This is a genomic window from Burkholderia sp. WP42, from assembly GCF_000745665.1.
Classification (GTDB): Bacteria; Pseudomonadota; Gammaproteobacteria; order Burkholderiales; family Burkholderiaceae; genus Burkholderia; species Burkholderia vietnamiensis.
The window spans coordinates 228910-247849 of record NZ_JQJT01000006.1 but is presented as its reverse complement, the minus strand read 5'-3'; the positions used below and the strand labels follow the sequence as shown (position 1 = coordinate 247849).

General features: G+C 68.7%; 19 protein-coding genes. 9 read left to right on the top strand and 10 right to left on the bottom strand.

What is annotated here, in order from left to right; all coding sequences use genetic code 11:
• Positions 1-22: 22 nt before the first annotated feature.
• The 6 genes from EX20_RS03370 to EX20_RS03345 form a co-directional block, all read right to left on the bottom strand.
• Positions 23-652, bottom strand: coding sequence for a DUF2946 family protein (locus tag EX20_RS03370; RefSeq protein WP_034192667.1), 630 nt, complete (start codon positions 650-652; stop codon positions 23-25).
• On the bottom strand, positions 645-1682 hold the full coding sequence (locus tag EX20_RS03365; protein WP_011885915.1) for a hydrolase: 1038 nt from the start codon (positions 1680-1682) through the stop codon (positions 645-647). Before EX20_RS03365 ends, EX20_RS03370 begins: the two co-directional genes overlap by 8 nt.
• 34 nt (positions 1683-1716) lie before the next feature.
• Entirely contained in the window at positions 1717-2163 is a 447-nt protein-coding gene (locus EX20_RS03360) for a nuclear transport factor 2 family protein (protein ID WP_006749968.1), read from the bottom strand.
• 115 nt (positions 2164-2278) lie between these two features.
• Positions 2279-3316, bottom strand: a complete 1038-nt coding sequence (gene waaF, locus EX20_RS03355) for a lipopolysaccharide heptosyltransferase II (RefSeq protein ID WP_034192666.1) — start codon at positions 3314-3316, stop codon at positions 2279-2281.
• A gap of 139 nt (positions 3317-3455) precedes the next feature.
• Positions 3456-3650 carry a zinc-finger domain-containing protein gene (locus EX20_RS03350; protein WP_006749970.1) on the bottom strand — a complete coding sequence of 65 codons (195 nt, stop codon included), beginning with the start codon at positions 3648-3650 and terminating at the stop codon, positions 3456-3458.
• Between the two features lie 50 nt (positions 3651-3700).
• Positions 3701-4624, bottom strand: a complete 924-nt coding sequence (locus EX20_RS03345) for a branched-chain amino acid transaminase (RefSeq protein WP_034192665.1) — start codon at positions 4622-4624, stop codon at positions 3701-3703.
• Positions 4625-4831: 207 nt separating this feature from the next.
• On the opposite strand from EX20_RS03345, the gene EX20_RS03340 reads away from it, so the two are divergent.
• The 3 genes from EX20_RS03340 (at position 4832) to EX20_RS03330 (ending at position 7383) form a co-directional block, all read left to right on the top strand.
• Positions 4832-5587, top strand: a complete 756-nt coding sequence (locus EX20_RS03340) for an AzlC family ABC transporter permease (protein ID WP_011885912.1) — start codon at positions 4832-4834, stop codon at positions 5585-5587.
• Positions 5584-5907: an AzlD domain-containing protein gene (locus tag EX20_RS03335; protein ID WP_011885911.1), complete on the top strand. Its 324-nt coding sequence runs from the start codon at positions 5584-5586 to the stop codon at positions 5905-5907. Before EX20_RS03340 ends, EX20_RS03335 begins: the two co-directional genes overlap by 4 nt.
• Positions 5908-6186: 279 nt before the next feature.
• Entirely contained in the window at positions 6187-7383 is a 1197-nt protein-coding gene (locus EX20_RS03330; RefSeq protein ID WP_011885910.1) for a phosphoglycerate kinase, read from the top strand.
• 157 nt (positions 7384-7540) lie between these two features.
• Here the strand turns inward: EX20_RS03330 and EX20_RS33130 are convergent, their stop codons facing one another.
• The gene (locus tag EX20_RS33130; protein ID WP_257785811.1) at positions 7541-7669 is read right to left on the bottom strand and encodes a hypothetical protein; all 129 of its coding nucleotides are present in this window, start codon (positions 7667-7669) and stop codon (positions 7541-7543) included.
• Here EX20_RS33130 and pyk point away from each other — a divergent pair.
• From pyk to EX20_RS03300, 6 genes are all read left to right on the top strand, one after another.
• A complete protein-coding gene (gene pyk / locus EX20_RS03325; protein ID WP_011885909.1) occupies positions 7668-9104 on the top strand; it encodes a pyruvate kinase in 1437 nt (478 codons plus the stop codon). The genes EX20_RS33130 and pyk overlap by 2 nt on opposite strands.
• Positions 9105-9401: 297 nt before the next feature.
• Positions 9402-10466, top strand: coding sequence for a class II fructose-bisphosphate aldolase (gene fba / locus EX20_RS03320; RefSeq protein ID WP_014723568.1), 1065 nt, complete (start codon positions 9402-9404; stop codon positions 10464-10466).
• 229 nt (positions 10467-10695) lie between these two features.
• Positions 10696-11586, top strand: a complete 891-nt coding sequence (locus EX20_RS03315) for a phosphoribosylaminoimidazolesuccinocarboxamide synthase (protein WP_034192664.1) — start codon at positions 10696-10698, stop codon at positions 11584-11586.
• A gap of 16 nt (positions 11587-11602) precedes the next feature.
• On the top strand, positions 11603-12124 hold the full coding sequence (gene purE / locus EX20_RS03310; RefSeq protein ID WP_011885906.1) for a 5-(carboxyamino)imidazole ribonucleotide mutase: 522 nt from the start codon (positions 11603-11605) through the stop codon (positions 12122-12124).
• 84 nt (positions 12125-12208) lie between these two features.
• Positions 12209-13405, top strand: a complete 1197-nt coding sequence (locus tag EX20_RS03305) for a 5-(carboxyamino)imidazole ribonucleotide synthase (RefSeq protein ID WP_011885905.1) — start codon at positions 12209-12211, stop codon at positions 13403-13405.
• 11 nt (positions 13406-13416) lie between these two features.
• On the top strand, positions 13417-14454 hold the full coding sequence (locus EX20_RS03300; protein ID WP_011885904.1) for an L-threonylcarbamoyladenylate synthase: 1038 nt from the start codon (positions 13417-13419) through the stop codon (positions 14452-14454).
• 99 nt (positions 14455-14553) lie between these two features.
• Here the strand turns inward: EX20_RS03300 and EX20_RS03295 are convergent, their stop codons facing one another.
• From EX20_RS03295 to dacB, 3 genes are all read right to left on the bottom strand, one after another.
• Positions 14554-15690 carry an SGNH/GDSL hydrolase family protein gene (locus EX20_RS03295; RefSeq protein WP_034192663.1) on the bottom strand — a complete coding sequence of 379 codons (1137 nt, stop codon included), beginning with the start codon at positions 15688-15690 and terminating at the stop codon, positions 14554-14556.
• 95 nt (positions 15691-15785) lie between these two features.
• The gene (locus tag EX20_RS03290) at positions 15786-16700 is read right to left on the bottom strand and encodes a sterol desaturase family protein (RefSeq protein WP_011885902.1); all 915 of its coding nucleotides are present in this window, start codon (positions 16698-16700) and stop codon (positions 15786-15788) included.
• Between the two features lie 576 nt (positions 16701-17276).
• The gene (gene dacB, locus EX20_RS03285) at positions 17277-18818 is read right to left on the bottom strand and encodes a D-alanyl-D-alanine carboxypeptidase/D-alanyl-D-alanine endopeptidase (RefSeq protein ID WP_034192662.1); all 1542 of its coding nucleotides are present in this window, start codon (positions 18816-18818) and stop codon (positions 17277-17279) included.
• Positions 18819-18940 lie beyond the last annotated feature (122 nt).

Here is an 18940-nt window from a genome sequence, read left to right as displayed (position 1 = left end):
ACACATATGTGGCGACCGTGCTTCAGCCTTCGCCGCCGCCCGGATCCGCTGCAGCGGCGGCTGGGGTGTCGCGTGCGCGCTGCGCGGGGCTCGCGACGAAGCCGAAGGTCGCGGGCACGTCGGCGCGAGCGATGCTGCCGAGCGGCAGCGTGCGGCCGTCGCGCCAGCGCAGCACGGGCGGCGTCGCGTCGAAATCGGCGTGATCGGCAAAGAGGCCGAGATCGTGATCGTGCAGCACCGCGACGCGCGGCGGCGCGTTCGCAGCGCCCGCCGCACCCGCCGCACGAAACAGCACGCCGCCCGCATCGTCGAGCCACGCGGCCTCGGGCTCGAACGGCGCGCCGGTGTGATCGACGAGCTCGAGCTGCCCGTCGCGTTCGACGAGGCGCACGACCCACGGCGTATAGGCGAGCTCGACATAGACGCGCTGCGGGCCGTTCTGGAAGAACCACTGGCCATGCGCGTCGCATGCGTAGTTGCGGGAGATGAATGCGTTCAGCGCGTCATGCCGCACGGGCGAGCCGAGCTCGCCGGCGGCCTGCGCGGCGTCGTCGCGCAGCCGCCATGCGCCGCGCCGGTCGAGCAGCAGCCAGCCAGTGCAGTGCGGAACGTTCGGCCATTTGGCGATGGCCTGTCGGACGATGTCATCCATGGTCGACGAATTTCGAGCAATAGCCGAACACGCGCGCCGACAGCCAGTCGAGTCGGCCGGGGAACGGCCCGGTCATGAATCCCGCGTGACCGCCGTGCGCCGGCTGATCGAGCTCGACGGCCGGCGACACGTCGGCGGCGCTCGGCAGCGCGGATTCGGGCAGGAACGGATCGTTGCGTGCATTGAGGATCAACGTCGGCACGTCGATCGCGCGCAGCAGCGGGCGCGTGGTGGCTTGGGTCCAGTAGTCGTCGGCGTTCGCGAAGCCGTGCAGCGGCGCGGTGACGACTTCGTCGAAGTCGCGCATCGTGACGGCGCGCAGCATCGCGTCGCGGTCGAACAGCCCCGGATATTGATCGAGCTTCGCGAGTGCCTTGCGCTTGAGCGTCTTGAGAAAGCTGCGCGTATAGACCATCGCGAAGCCCTGCGACAGCGCGCGGCCGCCCGCATGCACGTCGATCGGCGTCGAGATCGCCGCGGCCGCGTGCACGATCGACGTGTCGCTGCGATGCTCGCCGAGCCAGCGCAGCAGCACGTTGCCGCCGAGCGACACGCCGGCCGCGACGATCGGCCCGCGATGCTGCGCGGCGAGCCGGCGCAGGATCCAGTCGACTTCGGCGCTGTCGGCGAGATGATAAAAGCGCGGCTGGCGATTCAGCTCGCCGCTGCAGCTGCGAAAGTGCGGGACGACCGCGTGCCAGCCGTTCGCCTGCGCGGCGGCCATCATCGCGAGCGCATAGTGCGAGCCGGAGCTGCCCTCGAGGCCGTGGAACAGCACGAACAGCGGCGCATCGGGCGCCGGCGCCGCGCTGTCGAGGTGCGCGACCCAGTCGAGATCGATGAAGTCGTGGTCGGGGGTTTCCCAGCGCTCGCGTCGGTACGCGACGGCCGGACGCCGCGCGAACAGCGCGGGCACGATGGTCTGGACATGGCTGTTCGGCAGCCAGCGCGGTGCGCGATAGCGCAGTAGGTCGTCGGCGGGGGCCGAGGCCCCGGTCAGCGGCGAGGTAGGCGGGGAGGCCGTACTCATGATCGCCCTGCTAGTGCGTTGCTACGTTGCTTCGTCAGTGCAGCGGACCCTGCCCGTGACGGATCTTCGCGGCGAATTGTCCGGCCGCCTGTTCGGGAATCGGGCTCGCGTGGATATGCGCGATGCGCCACTCGCCACGCTCGTGAATCATCACGTACGTCGCGAACACCATGTCGGGTTCGGCCGTCAGGTCGGCCTGCTGATGGGCCTCGGCGATCGTATAGACGACGGTGCCGAGACTGTCGTACACGCGGATGTCGAGCGGCTCGATCGTCACCGGGCGGGTGGCGAGCCGGTTCGCGAGGCCGCTGCGGATCTGGTCGAGGCCGTGCAGATGCTCGCCGTCGGCCCACACGCAGCTGGCGAAGTCCTCGTCGATCCACAACCCCAGCAGCGCGTCGAGATTGGCGTCGGCGACGGCCTGGTAGTAAGCGTTCAGCGTATCGGCGGCGGCTTCGAAAAGGCGGGCAAAACGTGGCATCGGGGTTATCTCTCGCGCGCGTCGCGCGCCGTATTCAGCACGGCGGCCCGGATGAGGCCGCCGTACACCGGTGAATCGGATTGCCCGGCGCGTCGTGCGACGCCGCCGGCCAGGGTCAGCGCTGCCCGACGAGCATGCCGCGCAAGTCGCCGAATACCTGCTCCGGGCCGAGCTCGCGCAGGCAGTTCAGATGGCCGAGCGGGCATTCGCGTTCGAAGCAGGGACTGCATTCGAGATGCAGCCATTGTACCTTCGCCAGCTCCGACAGCGGAGGGGTGTGGCGCGGATCCGTCGACCCGTACAGCGCGACGAGCGGCCGGCGCAGCGCCGCGGCCACGTGCATCAGCCCGGAATCGTTGGTGACGACGGCGTTCGCGCGCGCGATCAGCGCGCATGCCTCGGACAGCGACGTCTGCCCGCACAGGTTGCGCACGTTCGGCGCGTGGTCGGCGATCGCCTGCGCGGCCGCGGCGTCCTTCTGCGAGCCGAGCGCGACGATCTGCGTATACGGGAACGACTGGTGGACGATCGTCGCCAGCGTCGCGAAATGCTCGGGCGGCCAACGCTTGGCCGGGCCGTATTCGGCGCCCGGGCAGAACACGACGAGCGGCTTGCGCGTATCGAGATTGAAACGCGCCGACACGCGCGCCGTCTCGTTCAGATCGGCGTCGAGGCGCGGCGCGGGCAGCGTCTTCATCGACTCGGGCAGCTTCGCGCCCGGCGCATAGGCGAGCGCCGCGTAGTGGGTCGTCATCGGCGGCCGCTCGGCCGACTTGTCGGGGTTCGCGTGCCGCACGTTCAGCAAGCCGTAGCGGTGCTCGCCCGTGTAGCCGATCCGCAGCGGGATGTTCGCGAGCCACGGGATCACGGCCGACTTCAACGAATTCGGCAGCACGTACGCCGCGTCGTAGCCGACGTCGCGCAGGTCGCTCGCGAGTTGCCAGCGGCGCAGCAGCTGTAACTTGCCGTGGGTGAGATCGGTCGCGTGGACATCGTGGATCTCCGGCATCCGCTCGAGCACCGGCGCCACCCAGCTGGGTGCGACGGCATCGATCGCGATGCGGGGATGGAGCTTCTTCAGCAGCGCAAAAAGCGGCTGCGCCATCAATGCGTCACCGATCCAGTTCGGTGCGATAACCAGCGCTCGACGCATCAGGTCGACTTCCGATGTCGTAATGAAGCACGGCGCGCATGCACCGCGTTCGGGTTGTCAGAAAGGGAAAAGGGCGGCGCGCCGGAAACTCCGGCGGCGCCGCCTCGCGTGCGACGGGCCCGCAGGCCCGCGGCCGGGCTCAGTGGCCCTTGACCACCTCGCCGTCGCGCAGCTTGTAGCGCGTGCCGCAGTACGGGCAGCGTGCCTCGCCGTGCGAGACGTCGATGAACACGCGCGGGTGCGCGCTCCAGCGCGCCATGGCCGGGTTCGGGCAATACGCGGGGAGGTCCTTGGCCGTCAGTTCGACCAGCGGCATTTCCTTGATTTCGCTCATGAGACTTTCTCTAATCACTCTTTTTGTGGGCGGTCGGCGGCGCGGCGCGCTCAGACCTTGGACAGCCAGTGCGCGTACTTCGCGTTCTTGCCCGACACGATATCGAAAAACGCCGACTGGAGCTTTTCCGTGACCGGGCCGCGTGCGCCGCTGCCGATCGTGCGGTTGTCGAGCTCGCGGATCGGCGTGACTTCGGCGGCCGTGCCCGTGAAGAACGCTTCGTCGGCCGTGTAGACCTCGTCGCGCGTGATGCGCTTCTCGATCACCTCGATGCCGGCGTCCTTCGCGAGCGTGATGATCGTGTCGCGCGTGATGCCGTCGAGGCACGACGACAGGTCGGGCGTGTAGAGCTTGCCGTGGTTGACCAGGAAGAAGTTTTCGCCGGAGCCTTCCGACACGTAGCCGTCGACGTCGAGCAGCAGCGCTTCGTCGTAGCCGTCGGCCGTGGCTTCCTGATTCGCGAGAATCGAGTTCACGTACCAGCCCGACGCCTTTGCCCGCACCATCGACACGTTGACGTGGTGGCGCGTGAACGACGACGTCTTCACGCGAATCCCCTTCGCGAGGCCGTCCTCGCCGAGGTAGGCGCCCCACGGCCAGGCCGCGATCGCGACGTGGATCGTGTTGCCCTTCGCGGACACGCCGAGCTTTTCCGAGCCGACCCAGATGATCGGGCGCAGGTAGCACGATTCGAGCTTGTTTTCGCGCACGACTTCGAGCTGCGCGGCTTCGAGCGTTTCCCGGTCGAACGGCACGTCCATCTGGAAGATCTTCGCCGAATTCAGCAGCCGCTTCGTGTGCTCGCGCAGGCGGAAGATCGCGGTGCTGCCGTCGGCCGTCTTGTATGCGCGCACGCCCTCGAAGACGCCCATGCCGTAGTGCAGCGTATGGGTCAGGACGTGGATCTTGGCGTCGCGCCAGTCGATCAGCTTGCCGTCCATCCAGATCTTGCCGTCGCGGTCGGCCATTGACATAGGATTCTCCTGGAAGCAGTGGGGTGCTGCGGTGGTTGTGCAGCGTTGAACCGGAAAGACGCTTATTTTAGCGTCATTTGGCGCCGATCCGGTCGGTCGCCATGGGGCCGGGGCTATAATCGTCCGGTACCGATTCCAACGACGACGGGCCGTGCCGGCAGGAGACGCCGGAGCCCGGACGAACCGCCCGCTGCGGCCCGCCTCCCCATGCTCGCTCGCTTGTCCGCCACCGACCGCTTCGCGCTGATCCAGGGCGCGCGCGACTATTCCCCGACCTTGATGGCGATCCTCTCCTGGGGGCTCGTCACCGGCATCGCGATGAGCAAGTCGGTGATGACGCTCGGGCAGGCGAGCGCGATGTCGATCCTGGTGTACGCGGGTTCGTCGCAACTCGCGGTGCTGCCGCTGCTCGTCGCGAAGCTGCCGCTCTGGACGATCCTGCTCACCGCCACGATGGTCAACATGCGCTTCGTGATCTTCAGCGCCGGCCTCGCTCCCCATTTCTCCTACCTGCCGCTGTGGCGGCGCGTCGCGATCGGCTATTTCAACGGCGACGTGATCTACCTGCTGTTCCAGAAGCAGGGCTTCGCCTACGGCCACGTGCCGGGCAAGGAGGCGTACTTCTGGGGGATGGCGCTCGCGAGCTGGGCGTCGTGGCAGGCGTCGTCGCTCGCCGGCATCCTGCTCGCGAGCTTCTTTCCGGCGAGCTGGGGGCTCGAGCTGGCCGGCACGCTCGCGCTGATTCCGATCATGGTGTCGGCGGTCGCGAACCGCTCGACGCTCGTGGCGGTCGCGGTGGCCGGCATCGTGTCGCTCGTGCTGTTCGACCTGCCGTACCGGCTCGCGCTGCCGATCGCGGTGCTCGCGGCGCTGGCCGCCGGCTGCACCGCCGATTTCTTCGTCGAGCGCGCCGACTGGCGGCGCATCCGTACCGAAATCGTGCACGAGAAGGAGAGCGAGTGAGTGCGACCGAAATCTGGCTCGTGATCGTCGGGATGACCATCGTCACGGCCGTCACGCGCGCGTTGTTCCTGATCGGCGGCGAGCGCACCGTGCTGCCCGAGCGCGCGCAGCGCGCGCTGCGCTATGCGCCGGCCGCCGCCTTGGTTGCCGTGGTGCTGCCCGACGTGCTGGAGACGCCGGCCGGCCTGTCGTTCGCGCTGACCAATCATCCGTTTTACGCGGCGCTCGCCGGCCTCGGCTGGTTCCTGTGGCGCCGCAGCATGCTCGGCACGATCGTCAGCGGCATGCTCGTGTTCACCGTGCTGCGGATCCTGTTCTGATGAATCGCGGCGGCGGCCGGCCGGCGCCCGGTGCGCCGGCGCCAGCGGATTGCTGCATTGCAGCAGCATGCCGCCGGCCGCCCGCGCTCCCAAATAGGCGGAATTCGGCCGCGCACGGTCAGTCTGCCGGGTGGATCGGCTAGAATGCCCGTTCGAGATTTTTACCCGTGCGCGTCATGCGAACCGCCAGCCACGGCCGCATCCGGCGCCCTTTCGCGGCAGCCCGCGCACGTCCAGCGTGAAGCCCCTTTCCCCATCCACTACTTCAATCTGTCCACCATGAGCCAAGTCAAGCGTCTTACCGACCTGATCGCCGCCGGCCAGCTCGCCGGCAAGCGGGTGTTCATCCGCGCCGACCTGAACGTCCCGCAGGACGATCACGGCAACATCACCGAAGACACGCGCGTGCGCGCGTCCGTGCCGGCGATCCGCGCCGCGCTCGACGCCGGCGCGGCCGTGATGGTCACGTCGCACCTCGGCCGCCCGACCGAAGGCGAATTCAAGCCGGAAGACTCGCTCGCGCCGGTCGCGAAGCGTCTGGCCGAATTGCTCGGCCGCGACGTGCCGCTGGTGTCGAACTGGGTCGAGAACGGCGTGAACGTCGCGCCGGGCCAGGTCGTGCTGCTCGAGAACTGCCGCGTGAACAAGGGCGAGAAGAAGAATTCGGACGAGCTCGCGCAAAAAATGGCGAAGCTCTGCGATATCTACGTGAACGACGCGTTCGGCACCGCGCACCGCGCCGAGGCCACCACCCACGGGATCGCGAAGTACGCGCCGGTCGCCTGCGCGGGCCCGCTGCTTGCTGCCGAACTCGATGCGCTCGGCAAGGCGCTCGGCAACCCCGCGCGTCCGCTCGTCGCGATCGTCGCGGGCTCGAAGGTGTCGACCAAGCTGACCATCCTGAAGTCGCTGGCCGGCAAGGTCGACCAGCTGATCGTCGGCGGCGGCATCGCGAACACGTTCATGCTCGCGGCCGGCCTGTCGATCGGCAAGTCGCTCGCGGAAGCCGATCTGGTCGCCGAAGCGAAGGCGATCATCGACGAGGCGCGCGAGCGCGGCGCGTCGGTGCCGATCCCGACCGACGTCGTGACGGCCAAGGAATTCTCGCCGACGGCCGCGGCCACGGTGAAGCAGGTCGCCGACATCGAAGCGGACGACATGATCCTCGACATCGGTCCCGATACGGCCCGCGCGCTCGCGAGCCAGCTCGAGAAGGCCGGCACGATCGTGTGGAACGGCCCGGTCGGCGTGTTCGAGTTCGACCAGTTCGGCAACGGCACGAAGACGCTTGCCGACGCGATCGCCAAGTCGTCCGCGTTCTCGATCGCGGGCGGCGGCGACACGCTGGCGGCCATCGCGAAGTACGGCATCCACGACCAGGTCAGCTACATCTCGACGGGCGGCGGCGCATTCCTCGAGTTCCTCGAAGGGAAGAAGCTGCCGGCGGTGGAAGTGCTGGAAACGCGGGCGGCCTGAGCGTGGCGGTGCGCGCAGGGGTGACGAAGGCCGCGCGCTCCGCGACAGCGGAGCAGCGGGCCGGCGCGGGCAAGCGCAAACGCGCGCCCGCGCGGGCGGACACCACCCCGCGCGCAGCGGCGGCCGCCGGCGACGCGGTCGTGCAGCACCATGAGATTCAGAACAAAGCGATGCCGGGCGCAAGCACCGGCACGCTCCCCGGGACGGCCGCCGCTGGGCTCGCCGATTCCGGCTCTCGCAGCGTTTCACCCAGCGCATCAACCCTGATCCAGATGAGGAGTTTCATGCAGCGCGCCACCAAGATAGTCGCCACGATCGGTCCGGCCTCCAGTTCGCCGGAGATTCTGCTGCAGATGATGCAGGCGGGCCTCGACGTCGTGCGGCTCAATTTTTCGCACGGCACGGCCGACGATCATCGCCAGCGCGCCGAGATGGTGCGCGAGGCCGCCCGCAAGGTCGGCCGCGAGATCGCGATCATGGCCGACCTGCAGGGTCCGAAGATCCGCGTCGGCAAGTTCGAGAACGGCAAGACCACGCTGGCGCCGGGCCAGGCGTTCATCCTCGACGCGGGTTGCGAGCTCGGCAACGACGAGCGCGTCGGCCTCGACTACAAGGAACTGCCGCGCGACCTGAAGCCGGGCGACCTGCTGCTGCTGAACGACGGCCTGATCGTGCTGACCGTCGAGCGCGTGCTCGGCGAGGAGATCCACACGATCGTCAAGGTGGGCGGCGAGCTGTCGAACAACAAGGGCATCAATCGTCAGGGCGGCGGCCTGTCGGCGCCCGCGCTGACCGCGAAGGACATGGAGGACATCCGCACCGCGATGTCGCTCGGCGCGGATCTCGTCGCCGTGTCGTTCCCGAAGAATGCCACCGACATGGAAATGGCGCGCCAGCTCGCGAACATCGCGGGCGCGCCGTACGGCATCAAGCCGAAGATGATCGCGAAGATCGAGCGCGCCGAGGCGATTCCGGCGCTGCAGAGCATCCTCGATGCGTCCGACGGGATCATGGTCGCGCGCGGCGACCTCGCGGTCGAAGTGGGCAACGCGGCCGTGCCGGCGCTGCAGAAGCGGATGATCCGGATGGCGCGCGAGTCGAACAAGCTCGTGATCACCGCGACGCAGATGATGGAATCGATGATCCACGCGCCGGTGCCGACGCGCGCCGAAGTGTCGGACGTCGCGAACGCGGTGCTCGACGGCACCGACGCGGTGATGCTGTCGGCCGAAACGGCCGCCGGCAAGTATCCGGTCGTCACGATCGAGACGATGGCGGCGGTGTGCGTCGAAGCGGAAAAATCGGAGCACGTCGAACTCGACAAGGATTTCCTCGACCGCACGTTCACGCGTATCGACCAGTCGATCGCGATGGGCGCGCTGTTCACCGCGTATCACCTGGGTGCGAAGGCGATCGTCGCGCTGACCGAATCGGGCGCGACCGCGCTGTGGATGTCGCGCCACTACACGCACGTGCCGATCTTCGCGCTGACGCCGCGCGTCGGCAGCGAGCGCACGATGGCGCTGTACCGCAACGTGACGCCGCTGCACGTCGACTTCAACAGCGACCGCGACGCCGCGCTGCAGGCGGCGCTCGAGATGATCGTCAAGCAGGGCTACGTGCAGCACGGCGACATGGTCGTGCTGACCGTCGGCGAGCCGATGGGGCAGGCGGGCGGCACCAATACGCTGAAGATCGTGCGGGTCGGCGAGCACTATTGAGCGCCGGGCCGGCCGGGTTGCGTCGGGCCGTCGGCCCGGTCGATCCGGCACCGTTTGGACCGAAAAGCCGCGTGGGGTCGGATGCCCCGCGCGGCTTTTTTTCTGTTTTTTGGCGGATTGTGCCGTGCGAAGGTAACAAATTGCGAGCGGGCGCGCCGGCGCGGTCGGAATCGGCGGCGCTTCGCGATAAAATGCCGCTATTCGACGCTCAGCCGTGCCGTGCCGCCCCGTTTCAGGCGGGAGCGAGCGCCGCGCCGGCGTCAGGGCGCACCGGTTTTCATTCCAAGGAGTTCCACAATGCCTCTCGTATCAATGCGTCAATTGCTGGACCACGCGGCAGAGCACGGTTACGGCCTGCCGGCCTTCAACGTGAACAACCTGGAGCAGGTCCAGGCGATCATGGCGGCGGCGGACCAGGTCGGCGCGCCCGTGATCATGCAGGCATCGGCCGGCGCGCGTAAGTATGCGGGCGAGCCGTTCCTGCGCCACCTGATCGAAGCGGCGGTCGAGTCGTATCCGCACATCCCGGTCGTGATGCACCAGGACCACGGCCAGTCGCCGGCCGTGTGCATGGCCGCGATCCGCAGCGGTTTCACCAGCGTGATGATGGACGGTTCGCTCGAAGCCGACGGCAAGACGGTCGCCTCGTACGAGTACAACGTCGACGTGTCGCGCAAGGTCGTCGAGATGGCGCACTCGATCGGCGTGACGGTCGAGGCGGAACTCGGCGTGCTCGGCTCGCTCGAGACGATGAAGGGCGACAAGGAAGACGGCCACGGCGCGGAAGGCACGATGACCCGCGAGCAGCTGCTGACCGATCCGGAGCAGGCTGCCGATTTCGTGAAGCTCACGCAGTGCGACGCGCTCGCGATCGCGATCGGCACGTCGCACGGCGCGTACAAGTTCTCGAAGAAGCCGACCGGCGACATCCTGTCGATCCAGCGCATCAAGGAAATCCACGCACGCATTCCGAACACGCACCTCGTGATGCACGGTTCGTCGTCGGTGCCGCAGGAGCTGCTGGCCGAGATCCGCGAATTCGGTGGCGACATGAAGGAAACCTACGGCGTGCCGGTCGAGGAAATCCAGGAAGGCATCAAGCACGGCGTGCGCAAGGTCAACATCGACACCGACCTGCGTCTCGCGATCACCGGCGCGATCCGCCGCTACCTGTTCGAGAACCCGGGCAAGTTCGATCCGCGCGACTACCTGAAGCCCGCGCGCGAAGCCGCGAAGAAGGTCTGCGTCGATCGCTACCTCGCGTTCGGCTGCGAAGGCCAGGCCGCGAAGATCAAGCCGGTGTCGCTCGACAAGATCGCCGAACAGTACAAGTCCGGCGCGCTCGCGCAGGTCGTGCGCTGAGACTGTAGTACGATTGCCCTGCCCGGCGTGGTCGCCGGGCGCGGCGGCTGCCCGCGGCGGACCTGATCCGGCCCCGGCAGCCGTTCCGTCCGGCCGAACGAGGGCCGGCCGGCAACCGCCCGGCGCGCTCGCGCCGGCGGTTCGCCGACGCATTGCAAGACCGCCGTTCCCGCCTGCCGCGGGGAACGGCGTTTCCCTTTTTGTTTGGCTCCTTATCTGCGAAAAGACGATGTCTACCCTTTACGAATCCACGCTCCGCTCGCTGCCGCTCCTCGGTCGCGGCAAGGTCCGCGACAACTACGCGGTCGGCAACGACAAGCTCCTGATCGTCACGACCGACCGTCTGTCGGCATTCGACGTGATCATGGGCGAGCCGATTCCGAACAAGGGCCGCGTGCTGAACCAGATGGCGAACTTCTGGTTCGACAAGCTCGCGCACATCGTGCCGAACCACCTGACCGGCGACGCGCCGGAAGCGGTCGTCGCGGCCGATGAAGTCGAGCAGGTCAAGGGCCGCGCGGCGGTCGTCAAGCGTCTCGAGCCGATCATGATCGAAGCGGTGGTGCGCGGTTATCTGGCCGGCAGCGGCTGGAAGGAATACCTGGCCTCGGGCGCGGTGTGCGGCGTGGCGCTGCCGGCCGGCCTGCAGAACGCGCAGAAGCTGCCGGAGCCGATCTTCACGCCGGCCGCGAAGGCCGAGCTCGGCGAGCACGACGAGAACATCACGTTCGAGGAAACCGAGCGCCGCATCGGCACCGAGCTGGCCGCGACGATCCGCGACATCTCGATCCGCCTGTACAAGGAAGCGGCCGACTACGCGGCGACGCGCGGCATCATCATCGCCGACACGAAGTTCGAGTTCGGCCTCGACAACCACGGCAAGCTGTACCTGATGGACGAAGTGCTGACCGCCGATTCGTCGCGCTTCTGGCCGGCCGACCAGTACCAGGTCGGCACCAACCCGCCGTCGTTCGACAAGCAGTTCGTGCGCGACTGGCTCGAGGCGCAGCCGTGGGGCAAGACGGCGCCGGCGCCGGCGCTGCCGGCCGACGTCGTCGCGAAGACGGCCGCGAAGTACCAGGAAGCGCTCGAGCGCATCACCGGCCAGCCGCTCGCGTAAGCAAGGACACATCGACATGACTGAAGTCCAGACTGCCCACACGCACAGCGCGCCGCTCGTCGGCGTGCTGATGGGTTCGAGTTCCGACTGGGACGTGATGAAGAACGCGGTCGCGATCCTGCAGGAATTCGGCGTGCCGTACGAAGCGAAGGTCGTGTCCGCGCACCGGATGCCCGACGAGATGTTCGACTATGCGGAGAAGGCGCGCGAGCGCGGGCTGCGTGCGATCATCGCGGGCGCCGGCGGCGCCGCGCATCTGCCCGGCATGCTGGCCGCGAAAACCACGGTGCCGGTGCTCGGCGTGCCGGTCGCCAGCAAGTACCTGAAGGGCGTCGATTCGCTGCACTCAATCGTGCAGATGCCGAAGGGCGTGCCGGTCGCGACGTTCGCGATCGGCGAGGCCGGCGCCGCGAACGCCGCGCTGTTCGCGGTGTCGATCCTGTCCGGCACGTCGGTCGACTACGCGAACCGGCTCGCCGCGTTCCGTGTGCGTCAGAACGAAGCCGCGCACGCGATGGTGCTGCCGCCGCTCGCTTGACGGCGCGCCGGCGGCCGCGCGTCGCGCGCGCCGCCTGACTTTCCCCACTGCGGCGGGCCGCGCCCGCCGCGATCGATCACTGACATGACCGCAACTCCTGATTCCGTTTCCCCGATCCTGCCCGGCGCGTGGCTGGGCATGGTCGGCGGCGGCCAGCTCGGCCGCATGTTCTGCTTTGCCGCCCAGTCGATGGGCTATCGCGTCGCCGTGCTCGATCCCGATCCGGCGAGCCCGGCCGGGTCGGTAGCCGACCGCCATCTGCGCGCGGCCTACGACGACGAAGCCGCGCTCGCCGAGCTGGCCGCGCTGTGCGAAGCCGTGTCGACGGAATTCGAGAACGTGCCGGCCGCGAGCCTCGATTTCCTCGCGCGCACGACGTTCGTCGCGCCGGCCGGCCGCTGCGTGGCAGTCGCGCAGGACCGCATCGCGGAGAAGCGTTTCATCGAGGCATCCGGCGTGCCGGTCGCGCCGCACGTCGTGATCGAGTCGCCGGCCGCGCTCGCCGCCCTCGACGATGCCGCGCTCGATGCGGTGCTGCCCGGCATCCTGAAGACCGCGCGGCTCGGCTACGACGGCAAGGGGCAGGTGCGCGTGAGCACCGCCCGCGAAGCGCGCGACGCGCACGCGGCGCTCGGCGGCGTGCCGTGCGTGCTCGAAAAGCGCCTGCCGCTGAAATACGAAGTGTCGGCGCTGATCGCGCGCGGCGTGGACGGCCGCTCGGCCGCGTTCCCGCTCGCGCAGAACGTGCATCACGACGGCATCCTCGCACTGACGGTGGTGCCGGCGCCGGCCGCCGATGCCGCGCGTGTCGAAGAGGCGCAGCAGGCCGCGATCCGGATCGCCGACAAGCTCGATTACGTCGGCGTGCTGTGCGTCGAATTCTTCGTGCTGGAAGACGGCTCGTTCGTCGCGAACGAAATGGCGCCGCGCCCGCACAACTCCGGCCACTACACGGTCGATGCGTGCGCAACCAGCCAGTTCGAGCAGCAGGTGCGCGCGATGACGCGCATGCCGCTCGGCAACCCGCGCCAGCATTCGCCGGCCGCGATGCTGAACATCCTCGGCGACGTGTGGTTCCCGAACGGCGCCGATGCCGAGCCGGTCACGCCGCCGTGGGACACGGTCGCGGCGATGCCGGCCGCGCATCTGCATCTGTACGGCAAGGAAGAGGCGCGCGTCGGCCGCAAGATGGGTCACGTGAACTTCACGGCCGAGACGCGCGACGACGCGGTCGCGGCCGCCAACGCGTGTGCGCAGCTGCTGCGCGTGCCGCTCGACTGAGGCGCCGGCCGATGTCCATCGCGCTCCCGAATACGGTGACGCCCGCGCAGATCGACGCGGCCGCGGCGCTGCTCGACGCCGGGCAGCTCGTCGCGTTCCCGACCGAAACCGTGTACGGGCTCGGCGGCGATGCGGCGAATCCGGAAGCCGTCGCGCGCATCTACGCGGCGAAAGGGCGTCCGGCGAACCATCCGGTGATCGTGCATCTGCCGCCCGGCGGCGATCCCGGCTACTGGGCCGCCGACGTTCCGGCCGATGCGCGGGCACTGATCGACGCGTTCTGGCCGGGCCCGCTGACGCTGATCCTGAAGCGCCATCCGCGCATCCCGGATGCCGTGAGCGGCGGCCAGGATTCGGTCGGTCTGCGCTGTCCGTCGCATCCGGTCGCGCAGGCGCTCTTGGCCGCGTTCAGCGCGCGCCGCGGCGGCCACGGCGGCGTGGCCGCACCGTCCGCGAACCGTTTCGGCCACGTGAGCCCGACCACGGCGCAGCACGTGCGCGACGAATTCGGCGACACCGTGCACGTGCTCGACGGCGGTGCGTCCGAAGTCGGGATCGAATCGACGATCGTCGATCTGTCGCGCGGCTTTCCCGCGCTGTTGCGGCCCGGTCACGTGACGCCGCAGCAGATCGCCGACGTGCTCGGCCGCGCGCCGCGTCTGCCCGACGGCAGCGACGCGACCGCGCCGCGCGCGTCCGGCACGCTGAAGGCGCATTACGCGCCGCGCACGCCGCTCGCGCTGCTGCCGTTCGACGCGCTCGAGCCGTTGCTCGCGGCCGCGCAGGCGGACGGCGAACGCGTCGCGCTCGTCGCACGCGCGTCGCGTGCGGGGCGCTGGGCGCAGGCGGACGGCGTGCACTTCATCGCCGCGCCCGAAGATCCGCACGCATATGCGCGCGATCTGTACGGGATGCTGCGCGCGCTCGATCGCGCGCAGGTCGCACGCATTCTCGTCGAGAAGCTGCCCGAGACCGTCGAGTGGATCGCGGTCAACGACCGGCTCGGCCGCGCGGCCGCGGCGTTCGATGCGGGGGACGCGGCCGACTGACCCGGCTCGCTTCGGCCGCTTCGACGCGCACTGCAATGAAAAACGCCTGACCGGCGACTCGCCGGTCAGGCGTTTTCGTATCGGCGTGCCGCGGGCGCGTTACTTGCCGACGCCGGACTTCGCGATCTGCTGCTCGACGTACTGCGCGAACAGCGCATGCAGGCGCGTCGTCGGGTGCACGGTATCGGCGAACATGTAGGTCTGGTCCGCGTTCGGGACCGTGTAGGTCTGCGGCGAGCAGAACAGCGACGAGCCGAACGCGTTCGCGTTCGCGACGCCGTACTGCGTGGCCGCCTGGACCATCGCCTTCAGGTTGCACGCGGTGTCGGTGTTCTTCACGCTGAAGCCGTTCGCCTGGTAGTTGGCCGCGATGCCGTCCTGCCACGTGAACGTATCGACCAACGCGTACTTGGTCGGATCGACCTGCAGCGCGGCGAGCGTGCCGGCCAGCGTCTGGTTGAAGAGGCCCGACAGTTGCGTGAGCGCGGCCTGCGTGCCGCCTTGCAGCGCAAGCGGCGTGCCGCCGATGTCCGGCACGTTCGACACGAACACGTGCGTCGCGCCGGCCGCGACGATCTGCTGGACGAGGCCGCCGAGCTGCTGCGCGGCGAGGCCGATCGCCTGCGCGGCCGCCAGTTGCGCGGCCGGCGTGTTGCCTTGCGCCTGCGCGACCTGCGCCTGATAGAAGATGTCGTTCGCGCCGCCGTTGATCAGCACGATCTGGCCGGCGTTGAAGCTGCCGTGCTGCGCCAGGTACTGCTTGACCTGATCGGCGATCGGCGTGGTGGTGGCCTGCGCATAGTCGGGGTTCGGCACGCTGGCGTCCGCATGGCCGATGCCGGGCTGCAGCGTCACGCGCGAGCCGCCCTGCGCGTAGCCGAGACCGCCGGTCGCCTGCAACGGGATGCCGAAGCCGCCCTGGTTCGCCGGCTGCAGCGTGTCGCCGTAGTACTGCGCGACGTTCTGCGTCCACACCTGGCCCGGGTTGGTCGTGAAGCGGCCGCCGCCGAAGCCGAGCTTGATCTGCGAGTAGGTGCCGACGTCCGACAGGCTGTCGCCGAACGACACGACCTGCATTTTCACGCCGGACGGCGGCGTGTTCGATGCGCTGCTGCTGTTGTCGTCGCCGCCGCCGCAGGCGGCGAGCAGCGCGAGCGCGGCGCCCGCGATCGCGACCTGGGCGGTGCGCAGCAGGCGTTGACGGTTGCGCGACGGAGTGGATTGTCGTGACTGCATCGATGGATCTCCTCGTAGATATGGCCCGATGTGTTGTGCATCTGCCGTGTGCCCGCTCAGGTTCGGGCGGCACGGCGGCCGTTGGCTGAAGCGGTTTATTGGTCGCGCACGGCCGCAAGCGGCACGGTGCGCGGATCATGGTTTGCGGCCTCGGCGATCTGCGCATGATAAGCGCTCGCCCATTCGGGCGGGCCGAAAATCGCGCGCAGCCGGTTGCGCCATCCGTGTACGCGCAACGCGTCGGCCGCCATCGACACCCACTCGTGAAACGTCGCGACGAGCGGGTTGTTCGAGCCGAGCGGCTCGACGATTCCGTATTGCGGCGGATCGTCGGCCGATTCGTCGACGTAGCTGCCGAACAGGCGATCCCAGATCACCAGCACACCTGCGTAATTGCGGTCGATGTAGCGCGGGTTGCGCGCGTGGTGCGCGCGATGGATCGACGGCGTGTTCAGCACGTATTCGAGCCAGCCGAGCTTGCCGATCGCCTGCGTATGGACGAAGAACTGGAACGCGAGGTTGATCAGCACGATGCCGACGATCTGCTGCGGCGGAAAGCCGACGAACGCGAGCGGCAGCCAGAACACCCACATGCCCGCGACCGGATACATCAGGCTCTGGCGGAACGCGGTCGAGAAGTTCATCCGTTCGGACGAGTGATGCACGACGTGCGCGGCCCACAGCCAGCGCACGCGGTGGCTCGCGCGATGGAACACGTAGTAGAGGAAGTCCTGGCCGACGAACAGCACGGCGAACGACAGCCAGCCGTCGTGCCAGGTGAACAGCCGGAAATGTGCGTAGCAGTACGCATAAACGGGGATCACGAACAACCATGCGAGCTTGTCGGCGCCCTGGTGCATCAGCGCGAGCGCCGCGTTGCACAGCGTGTCGCGCCACGCATAGACGTGGTCCTGTGCGCGCGTGCGGGCGAGGTGCCAGGCTTCCCACGCGATGCACAGCAGGAAGACGGGCGCCAGCGCGAGCAGAAGCAATTCGACGTCGAATCGCATGGGCGTGTCTCCTCCTTTCCCCTGCAGGCCGTCAGGCCGGGCACGTGGCCCGTTGTAGATATCGTCAGGCCAACAGCCTACGCAATCGCCACGCGCTAGGCGAGGGGGCAGCGTAGAGGGTTCCCTCAGAGGACAGGGTTTCTACGGAAGCCGCGTCGCACGGGGCCGGGCGGTGTGGCACCGTTTTGCCGGCATGGCGTGCGGGCGGTGCGCGGCGTGCCTGTGGCCGTGGCCGTTTCAAACCGCGGCCGGTGCTTTCGACGGTCGCGCGGAGGATGCGGGATGGGGTTATTGGCGGGCGAGGGTGAGGCGTGTCGCAGCGCGCTTTCGTACGTGGCGGCTAGTGCGGCACTAGCGCGTGCAGCGGGCGCCGGTAGGCAACAGCAGGCAGCACGAAGCACGCGTCAGAGGGAGCACTCAGGTAGCAGAAAGAGGACACCGGCAGCCATCGGTAGCCGCCGGCTGACACCACATGCCGCCAGCCGCCCATGCAGCGCCGCAGGCCGAGCAACGGATCAACGGAGCAGGCCGCAGCTCAACCGAACCCAAGCTACAGCACCGCCCCGCATGACACCGTCAATGCGCGCCCGCGTAGATCCATTCGAGCAGCGTATCGTGCGCGGCGCGCGCGGCTTCCGCGTGCTCGTCGTTGATGAAGCTCACGACGACGTAGCTCTGTCCGTCGGCGCCCGCGACGTAGCCGGCAATCGCGCGCACGTCGCGCAGCGTGCCGGTCTTGATGTGGGCATTGCCGAGCACGCCCGCGTTGGTGAGCCGGTTCTTCATCGTGCCGTCGATGCCGGCGATCGGCAGCGAATCGATGAACGTCTGCGCGACCGGGCTCGCGTTCGCGGCCTGCAGCAGCGCGGCGAGCGACAGCGCGCTCACGTGCTCGTCGCGCGACAGCCCCGAGCCGTTCTCCAGTTCGAGCTCGGGCATCGCGATCCCGTTTCTCTGCAGGAACGCGTGAATCGCACGGCTCGACTGCTCGGGCGTCGCGGGCGGCTTGCCGGCCACCGCGCCGATCGTGAGGAACAGGTTGCGCGCCATCACGTTGTTGCTGAACTTGTTGATGTCGTACACGATGCTGCCGAGCACGGGGCTGTGGTGCACGGCGAGCGGCCGCGCGGTGTTCGGCACCTTGCCTTCGTCGACCGGCCCCGCGATCGTGCCGCCGTCCTGCTGCCACAGCGCGAGGAAGCCGCGCGCGAAGAACGCCGTGTGGTCGAGGATCGCGAGATTGGTCGTGTGCGCGCCGCAGCGCAGCGGATAGTCGCCGGAGAACGACGCGGTCATGATCCCGCCCGCCGTGCCCGCGCCCGACAGCGTCGGGCGTGCGGCCGCGGCCGCCGCGCCGCACGATCCGCCGCCTTCGACGAGCTGGTTGTCGATCGACAGGTTCGCGAGCGGCGGCAGCACGTCGACGGCCACCTTGCCGTCGTCGCCCGGCGTGACCGTGAACGACACGGCCTTGAACGCGTACAGCAGCGGATCGGGGCCGACGTTGTACGGCGCGCTCACGTCGTCGTCGAACGACGGCAGGTCGCGCGTCGACGCCGCGAAATAGCTCTTGTCGAGCACGAGGCGGCCGGCCACGCGCCGCACGCCGGCCTTGCGGATCTTGTCGACGAGGTCGATCAGCTCTTCGGGCACGAGCTTCGGGTCGCCGGTGCCCTTGATGTACAGGTTGCCCTGCAGCGTGCCGTCCGGGTCGATCGGACCGTCCGCGTACGCGGTGGTGCGCCAGCGGTAGTCGGGGCCGAGGATCGACAGGCCGGAGAACGTCGTGACCAGCTTCATCGTCGACGCCGGCAGCATCGGCCGGCTACCGTTCCACGCGATCAGCGGCTCGGGGTCGCCGACGCGCTCGACGACGACGCTGATCGCGGACGCCGGCACGTTCGCGCGCTGCAGCGCGACCAGCACGGATGCCGGCAGGCCGGCCGCGCGCGCGGCGGGCGACACGACGACGGTCTTGCGTGCGTCCTTGTGGAGTTTCTTGCGGGCATGCGCGGGCGGCGCGAACGCAAGCGCGGTGCAGGCGGCGACGACGGCGGCCGTGCGCGCACACAGACGGGTGCGGCTGACGAACCGGGCGGACAGAGCGGAAATCGGCATGGGCGAATACGGGAAAGACACGAGGCTTCGAGCAGGGGCGCGCGGCGCCGGAGCGCACATTGTAGAGACAAGTGCGCATGCGCCACACGCGTGTCGCCTTACTGTTGCATTGCAGACGGCGC

Excerpts from the sequence above, each read along its gene's own strand:
- EX20_RS03305 (WP_011885905.1), top strand. The coding sequence starts at position 12,209 with ATGACCGCAACTCCTGATTCCGTTTCCCCGATCCTGCCCGGCGCGTGG.
- dacB (WP_034192662.1), bottom strand. The coding sequence starts at position 18,818 with ATGCCGATTTCCGCTCTGTCCGCCCGGTTCGTCAGCCGCACCCGTCTG.
- EX20_RS03360 (WP_006749968.1), bottom strand. The coding sequence starts at position 2,163 with ATGCCACGTTTTGCCCGCCTTTTCGAAGCCGCCGCCGATACGCTGAAC.
- EX20_RS33130 (WP_257785811.1), bottom strand. The coding sequence starts at position 7,669 with ATGAAACTCCTCATCTGGATCAGGGTTGATGCGCTGGGTGAAACGCTG.
- EX20_RS03340 (WP_011885912.1), top strand. The coding sequence starts at position 4,832 with ATGCTCGCTCGCTTGTCCGCCACCGACCGCTTCGCGCTGATCCAGGGC.
- fba (WP_014723568.1), top strand. The coding sequence starts at position 9,402 with ATGCCTCTCGTATCAATGCGTCAATTGCTGGACCACGCGGCAGAGCAC.
- EX20_RS03290 (WP_011885902.1), bottom strand. The coding sequence starts at position 16,700 with ATGCGATTCGACGTCGAATTGCTTCTGCTCGCGCTGGCGCCCGTCTTC.
- EX20_RS03350 (WP_006749970.1), bottom strand. The coding sequence starts at position 3,650 with ATGAGCGAAATCAAGGAAATGCCGCTGGTCGAACTGACGGCCAAGGAC.
- EX20_RS03345 (WP_034192665.1), bottom strand. The coding sequence starts at position 4,624 with ATGTCAATGGCCGACCGCGACGGCAAGATCTGGATGGACGGCAAGCTG.
- EX20_RS03365 (WP_011885915.1), bottom strand. The coding sequence starts at position 1,682 with ATGAGTACGGCCTCCCCGCCTACCTCGCCGCTGACCGGGGCCTCGGCC.
- EX20_RS03295 (WP_034192663.1), bottom strand. The coding sequence starts at position 15,690 with ATGCAGTCACGACAATCCACTCCGTCGCGCAACCGTCAACGCCTGCTG.
- purE (WP_011885906.1), top strand. The coding sequence starts at position 11,603 with ATGACTGAAGTCCAGACTGCCCACACGCACAGCGCGCCGCTCGTCGGC.
- EX20_RS03370 (WP_034192667.1), bottom strand. The coding sequence starts at position 652 with ATGGATGACATCGTCCGACAGGCCATCGCCAAATGGCCGAACGTTCCG.
- pyk (WP_011885909.1), top strand. The coding sequence starts at position 7,668 with ATGCAGCGCGCCACCAAGATAGTCGCCACGATCGGTCCGGCCTCCAGT.
- EX20_RS03315 (WP_034192664.1), top strand. The coding sequence starts at position 10,696 with ATGTCTACCCTTTACGAATCCACGCTCCGCTCGCTGCCGCTCCTCGGT.
- EX20_RS03300 (WP_011885904.1), top strand. The coding sequence starts at position 13,417 with ATGTCCATCGCGCTCCCGAATACGGTGACGCCCGCGCAGATCGACGCG.
- EX20_RS03330 (WP_011885910.1), top strand. The coding sequence starts at position 6,187 with ATGAGCCAAGTCAAGCGTCTTACCGACCTGATCGCCGCCGGCCAGCTC.
- waaF (WP_034192666.1), bottom strand. The coding sequence starts at position 3,316 with ATGCGTCGAGCGCTGGTTATCGCACCGAACTGGATCGGTGACGCATTG.